Source organism: Clostridium tetani, assembly GCF_900167265.1.
In the GTDB taxonomy this organism is placed as follows: Bacteria; Bacillota; Clostridia; order Clostridiales; family Clostridiaceae; genus Clostridium_G; species Clostridium_G tetani.
The window spans coordinates 18,060-32,773 of the sequence record NZ_FUWT01000002.1 but is presented as its reverse complement, the minus strand read 5'-3'; the positions used below and the strand labels follow the sequence as shown (position 1 = coordinate 32,773).

Genomic DNA, 14,714 nt, shown 5'->3' with positions numbered 1-14,714 from the left:
CTCTTTTTTTTATGCATTTTTAATTATTTTAATTGCTTCCTCTAAAGACATACTTTCTTGATTACCTGTTTCCATATTTTTAACACTTACTTTTTCTTCTTTTAATTCATCTTCTCCAATTAATATCACATAAGGTATTTTTAATTTATCTGCATAGGCAAATTTTTTACCTATTTTTGCATCTTCTAAGTATAATTCTGATATGATTTCATTTTCTCTTAATTTATTGGCAACTTTTATTGAATATTCCATAGTATCCCCCACTGGAATAACTAGTGCCTGTGAAAGTGTTGAAGATGCATTTTCTCCGATTATTTTTGCTTCTCTTAATTGATAGAATAGTCTTGTTAAACCTATAGATATACCAACCCCTGGTAATTTTTGATTAGTATAATGTTCAGCTAAATTATCGTATCTTCCTCCCGAACAAACACTTCCTATTTGTGGATAATTATTCAATACAGTTTCGTAAACTGTTCCTGTATAATAATCTAATCCTCTAGCAATAGTTAAGTCTATTTTATAATTCTTATCTGGAACATTAAAGCTTTTTATATAGTGAACTACTTTTTCTAATTCATATACTCCTTCTTTAAACACGTCATTTTCTATATCTAACTCTTTTAAACTCTTTATTACTTCACTCTTGGTTCCTTTTATATTTATAAAGTTTATTATTTTATCTATTTTTGAATCTTCTAATCCTAATTCCTGTAGCTCTTTTCTTACTCCATCTTCGCCTATTTTTTCAATTTTATCTATTGCCCTTAGTACACCTTTTCTATCTTCTACATCTGTACCTTCAAAAAATCCATTTAATACTTTTCTATTATTTATTCTTATAGTAAAGTCTTCAAATCCTAACTCTTTGAAAGTTTGATATATAATACTAGGTATTTCTGCATCATTTATTATGCTTAGACTGCCATTACCTATAATATCTATATCACATTGATAAAATTCTCTAAAACGTCCCTTTTGATTTCTTTCTCCTCTAAATACCTTTGATATATGATATCTTCTAAAAGGAAAGTTTAAATCTGAAAAATGTTGTGATACATATCTTGCTAGAGGAACTGTTAAATCAAATCTTAAGGATAAATCTGTATTTCCTTTATTAAATCTATATATTTGTTTTTCAGTTTCTCCACCACCCTTAGCCAATAGTATTTCTGATTTTTCTATAGTAGGTGTATCTAAAGGAATGAATCCAAACTTTTCATAATTATGTCTTATTGTATCCTTCATCTTGTTAAAAACTATTTGATCTGCCGGTAATAACTCCATAAAACCAGGTAATATAGATGGTTTTACTATATCTTTCTTCATCGATATCCCTCCGTTACTTTAGTATGATAAATTATTAATATTTTAACCTAATCTAATAAGAATTTCAAATATCTTCTAATATCTTATATCCCTTTAGCTTAATATTATAGCATACAATTTTTTCTATGAATAGCAAAGCAAGTTTAATTTTTATATATAAATTAAACTTGCTTATATATTTGTTTTTATTTCATTTTAACATACTGTAAAATGGCCTCTTTAATCTTATTTGAAAAATATTCTGTAGTCCCTTCTTGATTTTTGCTATAGCCAAAATTTCTATATGAATCCTTACCTTCAACTTTTGTTAAAATATCCGTAGCTGAGGATTTAACATCCATTATTGCATATGGAAAAGCTTGGTCAATGTTTTCTTTTTTTATTCTATTAGAGTCCTTGGAATACTCTAGAAATTTATTCATGTCCGCAACTAATAAATTATACTTCTCCTTAAATTTTCTAATATCTAAACTTTCCATGTTACCTTTAGCAACCTTTTGCCTTTGAAGCTCAATTTCTAAGTCCTTAGCTTTTAATAAAGAACTTAAAGCATAGTATTTTATCATAAAATCATTTTTCTTAAATTCTTCTAATTTCTCTTTGCTATCTTCTATGAAAAAATCTCCAAAATGAGTACTAAAATCTTTCTTTAACGGTTTAACTTTAGTATATTGAGAACATATCTTTTTATGTAGTTCTTTTCCTTTAACAAAATCATCATCTACATAAGATTTCAGTTTATAATATGTATCTGCATCGCTTAAAGATTGTATTAACTCTTTAAATTCAGCATGAAGATTTTTTAAGGAATTATCAACTTTATCAAAATTTGGCTTCGCTGAATAATAACTAAAGACCTTTTCTAATTCATTCTTGTTAAATTCTAAAAGAATACCATTATAAAGATAATCATTTTTGTTTGCCTCAAATTCTTCTGTGTATCCAAACTTTACAAAATAATAATCCAAAGATTCTTGTAGCTTTCCTGTAATAAATGTATCTAAGGTTGCATATGCTTCATACTTCTCATTATACTTTTCGTCTTCTTTTTCTTTATGTTCATAGGAAATAGCAATAGTAACTATACCTATACACATCATTAGAACTAAAGCAATTTTTCTAAACACAACATCACCTTAATATCTTAATCTACTACTTTCGTATTAATCATATTATTATAAGAATCAACCATATTAGATACTATCCTACTAAATTCATATAAAGGAGCAGTTTTTCCAGCCTTTGTAATTCTTCCTTTTGTATTAGCATTTATATTTGTATTCTTTGTTTTTAAAATTTCCATAATATCTGTAGCAGCAACTTTTGCTCTTTTTATATCACTACTAAAGGTTGGCAAAATAGCAATTTGCTCTTTTTTAGCCCTTTTATTATCTTTAGAATACTCAATAAACTTATTTATATCTTCTGTTAATAAATCATATTTTTCTTTATATTTATTTGCATCATAATCTAAAATATTATCATCGGTAATTTTTGCTCTATAAAAAGACATTTCTATATCCTGTGCCCTGTTTAAAATACTCATTGCATAGTATCTTATCATCATGTCATTTTCCTTTAATTTATCTAAATCTTCTTTTTTCTTTTGTTCAGTTATATTGTCAAAACTAATAAAAAACTTTACTGCCAAATCACTATATTCTTTATACTGGGAACATACTTTTTTATGTAATTCTTTACCCTTATTAAATTTATCATCTACAAAAGATTTTGCATTGTAGTAATTTTCTATTTCTCCTAAGGTATTCATCAACTCCTTCATTTTAGGATGCAATGCTTTCATAGCATCATCAGTTTCTCCATATGAAGGCTTTTTTGAAGCATATTCTAGTACTTTATCTAATTGATCTTTATGCGTTTCTAATATAGGAACACCATTAAATCCATTAAAACCTTCTTTAATTACAATTTCATCTCCAATTCCAAACTTTTCAACGTAAATACCTAAAGCATCATCCATCAATCCAGTCATATAATTACTTAATGCAATATAATTATTATATTTTTCTATATCTTCTTTTGAATTAACAGCTTTTGATTTCCCTGCTGAGCCACAAGAAGTTAATAATAAACACATTGCCATACATATTAAAACACTTGATAAAAACTTCTTTAACATTACTTTCCTCCTTAAACATACAATTTTAATGTTGAATTAACTTCTATTTCTACCATAAACTTATCGTAATTTTTTCATTTTTCTTCATCTCTTAGTTTAATTTACTTTCTAGATGGATTTAATATCTAGCTAAACTCTTAAAAATTAGCACTAAAAAATGGTAGCTGAAATCTTCAAGCTACCACTACAATATTGCTTTATTATGAAAATTTTGTTTTATACCTAATATCTAAGTTTACCAATGTCTTTTCTAAAATACATACCATGAAAATCTATTTTTCTCATTTCTTCATAGGCTTTATTTATGCTACTCTCTAAGTTATTTTCTACAGCATAAGTACATAAAACTCTTCCCCCATTGGTTATAAGGTTTCCTTCCTTAAATATTCCCCCAGCTACAAAAAAATTAAGCTCTTTTGGCATATTTATTTTAAAGCCTTTTTCATACTTCCCAGGATACCCTTCTGATGCTGCTACTATACAACAAGAATTAGCTTTTTTCCATTTTAAATCAAAAGAAGAAAGTTCATTGTTTAAGGAAGCCTCTATAAGTTCTACTAAATCACTATCCATTAGAGGTAATACCACTTGAGTTTCTGGATCTCCCATTCTAACATTATATTCTAAAAGATAAGCTCCTTTTTTAGTTATCATTATACCAAAAAATATTATTCCTTTATAATCGAAATTTTCTTCTTTTATTCCTTTTAATGTCGGTTTCAATATATTTTCATTAAAGTCTTTCATAACTTCTTTGGTAACATATGGATTTGGAGCAATTGCACCCATACCTCCTGTATTAGCTCCTTTATCTTCATCATAAATTTGCTTATGATCCTTTGATGATATAAAGGGTACTATAACTTTTCCATCAGTTATAGATAATATAGATGCCTCTACTCCCACTAAGAACTCTTCTATTACTACCTTCTTACCTGCATCACCAAACATATCTTCTACCATAAATTTTGTTATGGTATCCTCTCCTTGGGAATAGTCTTCACATATAACTACCCCCTTCCCAGCTGCCAAACCATCTGCTTTTATTACTATTGGATAACTACATAATTTTAAATAATCCAAAGCCTTATCTTTTTCATAAAACACTTCATACGCAGCAGTTTTTACTCTATACTTTTTCATAAAATTTTTTGAAAAAGACTTACTTCCTTCTAAGGATGCTGCCTTTTTACTTGGTCCAAAAATTTTTAAACCTCTTTCTTTAAAAACATCTACTATACCATTTACTAAAGGTACCTCTGGTCCTACAATGGTTAAATCCACTGTATTTTCCTCTGCAAAATTCACTAAACTATCTATTTCTTCTACATCTATATTTTCACATTTATCCATTAAAGCTGTACCACCGTTTCCTGGTGCACAATATATTTTTTCTACTTTAGGATTTTGTGATACTTTCCAAGCTATTGCATGTTCTCTTCCGCCGCTTCCAACTATTAATACTTTCAAACTTAACACCTCTTTTGTTTAATTAATGCTTAAAGTGCCTGATTCCTGTAAACACCATAGATATTCCCTTTTCATCACATTCCTCTATGGAATCTTTATCTCTAATAGATCCTCCTGGTTGGATTATAGCTTTTATTCCATACTCTGAAGCTTTTTTAACTACATCATCAAAGGGAAAAAAGGCATCTGAAGCTAAAACTACTGAGTTATTACCTCTTTCTAGTGCCTGACATGCTGCCCATATTCTATTTACTTGTCCTCCTGCAATTCCTACTGCCTTTTTATCTTTAACTACTACTATAGCATTGGACTTTACATACTTAACAACTTTCATAGCAAAAATCATATTTTCCATTTCTTCTTCTGTTGGTTTTTTTGCCGTTACTACATCCATATCTTTTATAAGAGCATTATCTGTGCTTTGAACTAATATACCTACATCTACTTTACAAATTTCCATTTTATCTAATGGTTTAGTATTACACTTTATAACTCTTAAATTTTTCTTTCCTTTTAATATTCTTAAAGCATCTTCATCATAATCTGGAGCTATTATTACCTCTAGAAATATTTTAACAAGTTCTTTTGCAGTTTCTTTATTTACTTTTCTATTAAAGGCAACTATTCCTCCAAATATGGATATTGGATCACATTCATAGGCTTTTTTATATGATTCTAACAAGGTATCTCCTATAGCCACACCACAAGGTGAATTATGCTTTAATGCACAGCATGCTATTTCCTCAAACTCCCCTACAATCTTCCAAGCAACGTCCATATCTTTTATATTATTATAGGAAAGCTCTTTTCCATTTAACTTTTCAAAATCCTTAAAAGCTCCATCTTCTGTAAGAGATGTATAGAAAGCTGCTGTCTGATGAGGATTTTCTCCATATCTTAAATCCTTACCTTTTTTATAACTTAATGAAAGATATTCTGGATATTCCTCTTCTAATAAAAATTTACTTATGGCTCCATCATAGGCTGACATTAAATTAAATACTTTTCCTGCTAGAGTCTTTCTATTGTTAAAATCTATTTCATCTTCTTTTTCAAGCTTTTCTTCTATCCTTTTATAATCTTTAGGATCTGTAATTACTACTACATCTTTAAAGTTTTTTGCAGCTGCTCTTATCATAGTAGGCCCACCTATATCTATAAACTCTATTTGTTCTTCTAGGGATAAACCTTTGCCTATTTTCTCAAAGAAAGGATATAAGTTAACTATAACCATATCTATAGGTTCTATATTTTTATCTTTAATTGTATCCATATGTTCTTTATTATCTCTTATAGCTAATATTCCGCCATGAACAGCTGGATGAAGTGTTTTTACCCTTCCATCTAATATTTCATCAAAATTAGTTATTTGAGATACTTCTTTTACCCTTACACAATTATCTTTTAAATGTTTATAAGTGCCCCCTGTGGATATTATTTCTACATGATTTTTTTCTAAAAACTTGGCAAACTCTAATATACCTTCTTTATTATACACGCTTATTAAGGCTCTCTTAATCAAGTTTGAGTCCCCCTTATTTATTAATTCTAACTTCTCTTCCTTTTATTGATATTTTACTATCTATAAAAAGTTCTATAACTTCTGATAAAGCTTTATGTTCTTCTTTTAACACCCTTTCTTGAAGAGTTTTAGCATTATCTTTTTCATACACTGAAACTATCTTCTGGCATATTATGGGACCAGTATCTGTACCACTATCCACAATGTGTACAGTACACCCTGAAAATTTCACACCATATCTTATGACTTCTTCATGAACTTTTATGCCGAACATTCCGCATCCTCCAAAGGATGGCAATAGTGAAGGGTGAATATTTATTATTCTATCTTTAAATACTTTTAAAATATCTCCTTCTAGTATAGAAAGCCATCCTGCAAGAACTATTAAATCCACCTTACCTTCTAAAAGTTTCAATATTTTATAGGATAATTCCTTACCATATTCTTTTCTGTCTAACACATAAGCTCTTATATTGTTTTCTTTAGCTCTTTTTATAGCATAAGCTCCCTGTCTATCACTTATTACCATATCTATAGTGCAGTTCAGATTGCCTTCTTTTATATTATCTATAATACTTTGTAAATTAGTTCCGCCTCCTGATACTAGTACCGCAATTTTAAATCCTTTTGCCACCTGTATTTCATCCCTTCTTTACTTGAGTTATTTTATAATAACTTTTCTTTCTCCCTTTTCTATATGTCCTATTTTATAAGCTTTTTCACCCTGCTCAATTAATTTTTCTATAATTTTCTTTTCATAGCATGGATCTACACATAATACAAAACCTATACCCATATTAAATACATTAAACATATGATTTTCTTCTATCCCCTTTGAGATTATATACTCAAATATATCTGGTCTTGGAAAGGAATTTTTACTTATTACTACATTTAAATCATCTTTAAACATTCTTGGTATATTCTCATAAAATCCTCCGCCAGTTATATGTGCCATTCCTTTTATTGGATAGCTTTTTAATAATTGTAATACTGGTTTTACATATATTTTAGTGGGTGTTAAAAGTTCTTCTCCTATAATTTTTCCATGAAATTCTTCCCTAAAATCTTTTATAACACTTCTAACTAAAGAATACCCATTACTATGTACTCCCGAAGACGCAATACCTATTAATACATCTCCTTCTTTTATATCTTGTCCATCTACAATATTTTCCTTCTCTACAATTCCCACAGCAAAACCCGCAATGTCATATTCACCCTCTTTATAAAAGCCAGGCATTTCCGCAGTTTCTCCTCCTATTAAAGCACATCCTGCCCTTAAACACCCATCACTTACACCTTTTACTATATCAGCTGCAACTTCTCCTTTAAGTTTTCCACAAGCCATATAGTCTAAAAAAAATAATGGTTTTGCCCCATGGCATAATATATCATTTACGCACATTGCTACACAGTCAATACCTATGGTATTGTACTTTTCTAATTCAAAAGCTATCTTTAATTTAGTGCCCACTCCATCAGTTCCCGATACCAATACAGGATTTTTGTATTTTCCAAGTTCGTACATAGCTGCAAAACTTCCTATGCCGTTTAAAACTCCCTTATTAAAGGTTTTTTGTACATGTTCTTTCATTAAATTTACTGACTTATAACCTTCTTCTATATTTACCCCTGCATCTTTATATGTTGCCATAAATATCTTCCTCCTTAATCATTCTTTAGGTATAGATACTGGATATTCTCCACTAAAACATCCTAAGCAAAATTCTTTTTTACAATTTTCACATCCTAAAGCTCTTGTGAGTCCTTCAATACTTAAATAGCCTACACTGTCCGCTCCTATCATTTCCTTTATTTCATCTATGTTATAATTAGATGCCATTAAATCTTCTTTATTAGGAGTATCAATACCTAAATAACAAGGAAACTTAACCATTGGTGATGCTGACATAAAATGAACTTCCTTTGCTCCAGCTCGTCTTATAGAACTTATAAGTTTTTTACTAGTAGTTCCCCTTACTATAGAATCGTCTATAATTACAACTCTTTTTCCCTCAACATTATATTTTAACGGGTTTAATTTCACTAAAACCGCTCTTTCTCTCATTTCTTGAGTAGGTTCTATAAAACTTCTTCCTATATATTTATTTTTTACAAACCCTATGCCATAGGGAATGCCTGAAGCTTTTGAATATCCTATGGCAGCAGGTATTCCTGAGTCTGGAACTCCCACTACAATATCTGCATCAACAGGGCATTCTTTGTAAAGTTCTTCTCCAGATTTAACCCTATATTCATAAACACTTATATTATCAATAGAGCTATCTGGTCTTGCAAAATATATATATTCAAAAGCACATATGCTTCCCTTTGTTTTCTCTGCAAATCTTAAGCTTTTTAATCCACCTTTATCTACAATTACCATTTCTCCTGGTTCTACATCCCTTATAAACTCTCCACCTATAGCATTTATAGCACAGCTTTCAGATGAAATAACATAATTATCATCAAGTTTTCCTATGCAAAGAGGTCTTATACCTTTAGGATCTCTTAATCCAATTAATTTATCCTGTGTCATTAAAAGCATTGCATAAGATCCTTTTATACTTTGTAAAGCTTCTATTAAAGCATCTTCTAATTCTTTTTTATTTGACCTAGCTATTAAATTTAATACTACTTCTGATTCTACATTAGTTTGAAAAACAATTCCTGCCTCTTCTAATAATTCTTTTACTATTTTTGCATTTACTAAACTCCCATTATGAGCTATAGCAATTGATCCTAGCTTAGCCTTGCCAAGTACAGGCTGTACGTTATCTAAATCTCCATTTTTACAACTGGAATATTTAACATGACCTATTCCACATATCCCCTTAAACTTATTTAATTTATCATAACTAAACACATCTTCAACAAGACCTATATCTTTATGAAATATAAATTTTTCTCCATTTGATACTACCATTCCTGCACTATCTTGTCCCCTATGTTGTAATGCAAAGAGTCCATAATAATTTATTACTCCTATTTCTCTTTCTTCGCCAGTAAATATTCCAAAAACTCCACATTCATCTTTAAATTTATCTTCTTTTAAATTGTTCCATTCCATAATCTCACCTATCTATCCATTAAAATTTTAGATTCTTTTCTTAATTAAAATTATATCCTGATGTATTTTACTATTCACTATAATATTACACCTTGTTCATTTTCATTAATAAATTTTTCTTTTATATTTATTCTATAATCAATCATTTTAATTTTTAAATCCTCATATTTTAGTGATAAAATCTGAGCTGCTAACATACCTGCATTGTAACTATTATTTATACCTACAGTAGCAACTGGTATAGATTTTGGCATCTGAACTATAGAAAGTAATGCATCCATACCACTTAATGAAGCATTAATAGGAACTCCTATGACTGGAACTATAGTTTTAGAAGCTATAACTCCTGGAAGATGGGCAGCAAGTCCTGCACCTGCTATTATACATTCATAATTATCCTCTTCTAATTTTTTTAAAGTTTCTTCTAACTTTTCTGGTACTCTATGGGCTGAAAGTATATATGCCTTATATTCAATATCAAATTCTTTTAGTGCTTTTGCAGCTCCGCTCATGACTTCTTTATCAGATTTACTTCCAAATATTATAGCAACTTTCATTATTATCCCTCCATAAGTTTATAATATATCTTATTTTTATAGTATCATAGTATTATTTTATTTTCAATAACATTTAATGATTTTTTATGTAAAACATTCGTATATATCTATATTATTTATGCATAACTTATTGATAATGTTCGTGTATATCCTCTAGTTTTATATATTTATTTATGCTAAAATTATAGATATATTCTACAAGGAGTTGATTAAATGCTTTTCTTTAGCAAAAAAGTTAATGAGAAAACTATAAGTGATATAGAAGAAATTGTTAATAAATATGAAGATGAATTCAATAAATGTTATGTACCTTTAAATGCTCTAAATTTATGGTATTTAGAAGGTAATAACTTCTTAGATAACTTGTATGGTAATGAATTAGAAAATTTCGACTTGTCAATTTTATATGATTATAAAAATACTACTCTAAAAAATTGTTTGGATGAACATCCTAAAGTTAGAAAATCTTTTTTTTATGCTTTAAATAATATAAAACAAAGTAAACAATTATATTATTTAAATGATCTTTTAGATTTTTTAAGGTCTAAAGGAAAAATGTTTGTAGATAACTATTTAAAAGACTTCCAAAAGTCCTCTAACAAATATAAAAAGAGTATAGAAAAACAGAAATTGCCTGAATATAGAAATCTTTTGGCATGGATAGAAGATGACAAGTTACATTTTTTAGATAAATTATTTGTTTATTTAGGTAAGTATTCAATCCCTTTAGATAATATAGTAGAATTTTATACTGATAATGATATAGCTAGAGCAGTATTGGTTTATAATGAAAATAATGAAGTTAAAAATATGAATTTTAATTTATCTTCCTTCGATACTTTAGAAAACTTATTACCCTTTAAAGCAAAAGTAGATTAAATTAAAAAAGAAGATGTAGAAATTAACCTACATCTTCTTTTTTGTACTTGTACTCTCTCCACTATTTATAAAACTTTTCTTAGCTCCTCTGCTGGATATTCCCTTATATATTTATTATTCTCATCATCTCTAATAAGCAATCTAATATAGTTTTCTTTTGTTTTAATAATTTTCCCCTTTAATTTGCTTCCTATTACATTTACAGGTGTACCGTATTTTAGATCTTTTTTCCCTTGACTACCGCAATATTCACATTTTTCTCCATTATAAAATACCCTTTTACAATCAGAACAATAATATAAATTTTCCATAATATAAACCCCCAGTTCAATAAAGTTTTACTTCATGTTTCTATATTCTATATTTTCTGACTATTTCCTTCTATAATAAGTAAATTTAAATTAGAAAAAATCCAAATTGGATCCTTCCTAATTTCTCAATATATAAAATTTTAATAATGCAGGAATTTCCCTTATAAATCCATATATTTCATGCTTTTTATAAGATGTTACATAAACACCTGAAAAACTTGAATCTATCCCAACTTTTTTAGTCATAAGAGATGCCCTTTTTAAATGATATTTATTAGAAACTATCACTGCATTTTTTAGCCCTTTCTTTTCCATTATCTTATTACAGTTTTTTAAATTTTCCATTGTACTGGTAGATTTATCTTCTTTTATAATATACTCTTCCTTTATTCCTTTAGATATTAGATATCTCTTCATAGCTTCTGCCTCTGAAATACTCTCACCAGGTCCCTTACCTCCAGATGCTAATATATATCTTCCATAACCCTCTTTATATAGTCTATATCCTTCTTCTATTCTCCATTGTAAAAATGGACTTGGAGTTTCTCCATACACACTACAACCTAATATTATTATGCAATCAGATTTTTCTGCCTTGGAGTTCCTACCAAATAAGTATATATTCATCCCCAATATCAAAGTTAATATTATGCCAAATAATATTGAATATATTATAACTTTTTTAACCCTATTCATAATATCTTCTCCCTTGTTTTTATATTAAAATATCTTCCAAAGATTCTTCATCTAATATTTTTATTATATTTTTATTAAAATCTATTAATCCTTCCTCTTTCATTTTAATCATTTCTCTGGATAGAGAAGGTCTTGGTACACCTAAAAGTTCTGCCATTTCTTTTCTAGAAATATTAAGCTTTAAAATTAAATTACCTCTTTTTTCATACTCTTGTAAAAGATAACTACTTACCTTTTGTCTTATACTATTATAAGATAAATTTTTAACTTTTTTATTAAGCATTAATATTTTATTAGATAAAAGCCCCATAAAATTATTTAAAAATTTACTATTCAAACTACATAATTTAAGTATTTCTTCTTTTGATATAAACATTATAGATGCTTCTTGTACCGCTGTAATTGTGGCAGGATATTTTCTCATATTAGAAAATATTATAACTTCTCCAAAAATATTTCCCTGTTTTAATCTATCTATAGTTATAACTTTTCCTGAAGCAAATATTTTTTGTATCTCTACATTACCACTAATTATTATTCCTAAACTTTGACAGGGATCTTCTTCTATTGCTATATTCTCTTCTCTGTGAAAAAATTTAATAGTATAATTTATACTGTTTAATATTTTTATTATATCTTTTTCTTCTATATTTTTGAATATTATACTATTTTTTAACACCTCTATTTTGATTTCTTTATTTTTATCCATTTATAATTCCTCCATATACAAAAGTCTATAATTTTTAACTTTTTATATAATCTTTTCAACAAATATTTATAGTAAATAAACATAAGATATTACTGCAAAACTTATTTTATTAAGTAAATTGGAGATGTGTATTTATGTATTTACTTTTATTTTTATTAATAGTTATTTTAATACTTTTATTATTATTAAATATTTATCCCGTTAAAATCATAGGAAATGTTAATTCTTATGAAATCCCTAATTTTAATATTTTGTTTTCATGGTTATATCCCTTTCTTAAAGGTACTATTGTATCAAATAATGGTGATATATACCTTGATATATATATTTTTAACAAAAAAATTTATAAAAGACCTCTCAAAAATAAAAATAATGGAAACATTAAAAATCTAATTTCTATGCTAAGACAATTAAAACCTGATTATGCAGAACTTAAAACTTCCTATAGTTTTACTGACCCATCTAATACAGGAGTTACTTATGGCATTATAAATTTACTATCCCAATATATAAACTTTGATGTATTCCATAATAATCCTGACTTTAATATGGAAGAAGATTACTTTAATATAACTACAATAATGAAGTTTAAAACTTCAGCTATCATTAAATTATTAAATATAAATAGAAAAAATTATAACAAAAAATTTTCTTATGAAAGTAAATAAAGGAGGACTTTGAAAAATGAGTCAAAATGTAAACTTTTCACAAAACATGGATACAATATTTTCAGGGTTAAAAGACTTTGTTAAAACAGAAAGTGTTATGGGAACTCCACTTGTTGTTGAGGATAAAACTTTAGTTCCTGTAGTTTCAGTAGCTCTAGGTTATGGTAGTGCAACAGGTAATGCAAAAAATGCACAACCTAACCCCAATTCATCAAATAATGACCCTAACGTTGGTTTAGGAGCTAGAGTAACAACTAACGCTGTAGTAGTTATTGACAAAGGTTCTGTATCAATGTTACCTGTAAATGGCAAAGGAAATATGGGACAATTAATTGATAAGATACCAGAAATGGTTACTAATATGAGTCCAAATGCTCAACAACAAAATATGGCACAAAACCAACAACAGCAAAACCAACAACAAAATCAACCAGCAGCTTCACCAAAACCTGGTAAATAATATTAAAACTGTTGAGAATTAATTTTCTCAGCAGTTTTTTATTTTGTACGTAACATTCGTTACAGACCTATACCTTCTATTTTAATATAATGTACTTATAAAATCAATAAATAGCAGTGAATAATTAGGAGGATAGATTTATGATTAGAAAGATAATTCATATAGATGAAAATAAATGTAATGGATGTGGCCTATGTGCTACTGCTTGTCATGAAGGTGCTATAGAAATGGTTAACGGAAAAGCAAAACTAATTAGTGATGAATACTGTGATGGATTAGGTGACTGTTTACCTGAATGTCCAACAGGTGCTATAACTATGATAGAAAGAGAAGCTAAGGAATATAATGAAGAATTAGTTCAAAAAACTATAGAAGAAAAGAAATCAAAGGAAAACTTAGATGAAAAGTTACCCTGTGGTTGTCCTGGTACAGCAGCCAAATCAATAAATAGAATTAATCTACCTAAAAAAGAAAACTTAAATAAAGTTAATATAGAAACTGAAGTAAATTCTCAATTAATGCAATGGCCTGTTCAGTTAAATTTAATAAATACAAAAGCTCCTTATTTAAACAATTGCAATTTACTTATAGCTGCTGACTGTACAGCTTATGCTTATGGAAATTTTCATAATGATTTTATAAAAGATCATGTAACAGTAATAGGATGTCCTAAATTAGACGATAATAAATATTATGAGGAAAAACTTTCTGAAATTCTTAAATTAAATGATATAAAAAGCATAACTGTAGTTAGAATGGAAGTGCCTTGTTGTGGTGGCATTGTAAGTGCTACAAAAAATGCTATGTTGAAAAGTGAAACTATAGTACCTTATAGAGAAATAATAATTTCAACAGATGGTAGAATACTATAAAAAATAAATACAAGGACAAAATTGTCCT

16 protein-coding genes are annotated in these 14,714 nt (G+C 28.0%); 4 read left to right on the top strand and 12 right to left on the bottom strand.

The window, feature by feature from the left end; translation table 11 throughout:
* Positions 1–9: 9 nt before the first annotated feature.
* From hisS to purE, 9 genes are all read right to left on the bottom strand, one after another.
* Positions 10–1,329, bottom strand: a complete 1,320-nt coding sequence (gene hisS, locus B5D21_RS00165; protein WP_011100125.1) for a histidine--tRNA ligase — start codon at positions 1,327–1,329, stop codon at positions 10–12.
* Positions 1,330–1,514: 185 nt separating this feature from the next.
* Entirely contained in the window at positions 1,515–2,456 is a 942-nt protein-coding gene (locus B5D21_RS00160; RefSeq protein WP_011100126.1) for a YiiG family protein, read from the bottom strand.
* A 17-nt stretch (positions 2,457–2,473) separates the two neighbouring features.
* Complete coding sequence (locus B5D21_RS00155) at positions 2,474–3,469, bottom strand: YiiG family protein (RefSeq protein WP_011100127.1); 996 nt, start codon at positions 3,467–3,469, stop codon at positions 2,474–2,476.
* 222 nt (positions 3,470–3,691) lie between these two features.
* Positions 3,692–4,939: a phosphoribosylamine--glycine ligase gene (purD, locus tag B5D21_RS00150; protein WP_035125013.1), complete on the bottom strand. Its 1,248-nt coding sequence runs from the start codon at positions 4,937–4,939 to the stop codon at positions 3,692–3,694.
* 22 nt (positions 4,940–4,961) lie between these two features.
* Entirely contained in the window at positions 4,962–6,461 is a 1,500-nt protein-coding gene (gene purH / locus B5D21_RS00145; RefSeq protein ID WP_011100129.1) for a bifunctional phosphoribosylaminoimidazolecarboxamide formyltransferase/IMP cyclohydrolase, read from the bottom strand.
* Positions 6,462–6,474: 13 nt separating this feature from the next.
* A complete protein-coding gene (gene purN / locus B5D21_RS00140; protein ID WP_011100130.1) occupies positions 6,475–7,095 on the bottom strand; it encodes a phosphoribosylglycinamide formyltransferase in 621 nt (206 codons plus the stop codon).
* Between the two features lie 27 nt (positions 7,096–7,122).
* The gene (gene purM, locus B5D21_RS00135; RefSeq protein ID WP_011100131.1) at positions 7,123–8,118 is read right to left on the bottom strand and encodes a phosphoribosylformylglycinamidine cyclo-ligase; all 996 of its coding nucleotides are present in this window, start codon (positions 8,116–8,118) and stop codon (positions 7,123–7,125) included.
* A gap of 18 nt (positions 8,119–8,136) precedes the next feature.
* Positions 8,137–9,534 (bottom strand): amidophosphoribosyltransferase, encoded by a 1,398-nt coding sequence (gene purF / locus B5D21_RS00130; RefSeq protein WP_011100132.1) that lies wholly within the window; start codon positions 9,532–9,534, stop codon positions 8,137–8,139.
* A gap of 77 nt (positions 9,535–9,611) precedes the next feature.
* Positions 9,612–10,091: a 5-(carboxyamino)imidazole ribonucleotide mutase gene (gene purE, locus B5D21_RS00125; protein WP_011100133.1), complete on the bottom strand. Its 480-nt coding sequence runs from the start codon at positions 10,089–10,091 to the stop codon at positions 9,612–9,614.
* Positions 10,092–10,304: 213 nt separating this feature from the next.
* Between purE and B5D21_RS00120 the strand changes: the two genes are divergently transcribed.
* Positions 10,305–10,970 carry a hypothetical protein gene (locus B5D21_RS00120; RefSeq protein WP_011100134.1) on the top strand — a complete coding sequence of 222 codons (666 nt, stop codon included), beginning with the start codon at positions 10,305–10,307 and terminating at the stop codon, positions 10,968–10,970.
* Between the two features lie 65 nt (positions 10,971–11,035).
* Here B5D21_RS00120 and B5D21_RS00115 read toward each other — a convergent pair whose 3' ends face one another.
* The 3 genes from B5D21_RS00115 to B5D21_RS00105 all read right to left on the bottom strand — a co-directional run bounded on the left by B5D21_RS00115 (position 11,036) and on the right by B5D21_RS00105 (position 12,686).
* Entirely contained in the window at positions 11,036–11,281 is a 246-nt protein-coding gene (locus tag B5D21_RS00115; protein WP_035109180.1) for a hypothetical protein, read from the bottom strand.
* A 117-nt stretch (positions 11,282–11,398) separates the two neighbouring features.
* Positions 11,399–11,977 (bottom strand): YdcF family protein, encoded by a 579-nt coding sequence (locus tag B5D21_RS00110; RefSeq protein WP_011100135.1) that lies wholly within the window; start codon positions 11,975–11,977, stop codon positions 11,399–11,401.
* A 19-nt stretch (positions 11,978–11,996) separates the two neighbouring features.
* A complete protein-coding gene (locus tag B5D21_RS00105) occupies positions 11,997–12,686 on the bottom strand; it encodes a Crp/Fnr family transcriptional regulator (RefSeq protein WP_011100136.1) in 690 nt (229 codons plus the stop codon).
* Positions 12,687–13,084: 398 nt separating this feature from the next.
* Between B5D21_RS00105 and B5D21_RS13995 the strand changes: the two genes are divergently transcribed.
* The 3 genes from B5D21_RS13995 (at position 13,085) to B5D21_RS00090 (ending at position 14,686) form a co-directional block, all read left to right on the top strand.
* A complete protein-coding gene (locus tag B5D21_RS13995) occupies positions 13,085–13,354 on the top strand; it encodes a hypothetical protein (RefSeq protein ID WP_128993756.1) in 270 nt (89 codons plus the stop codon).
* Positions 13,355–13,370: 16 nt separating this feature from the next.
* Positions 13,371–13,814, top strand: coding sequence for a GerW family sporulation protein (locus tag B5D21_RS00095; RefSeq protein ID WP_011100138.1), 444 nt, complete (start codon positions 13,371–13,373; stop codon positions 13,812–13,814).
* A 140-nt stretch (positions 13,815–13,954) separates the two neighbouring features.
* Entirely contained in the window at positions 13,955–14,686 is a 732-nt protein-coding gene (locus B5D21_RS00090) for an ATP-binding protein (protein ID WP_011100139.1), read from the top strand.
* The last annotated feature ends 28 nt before the right edge of the window (positions 14,687–14,714 follow it).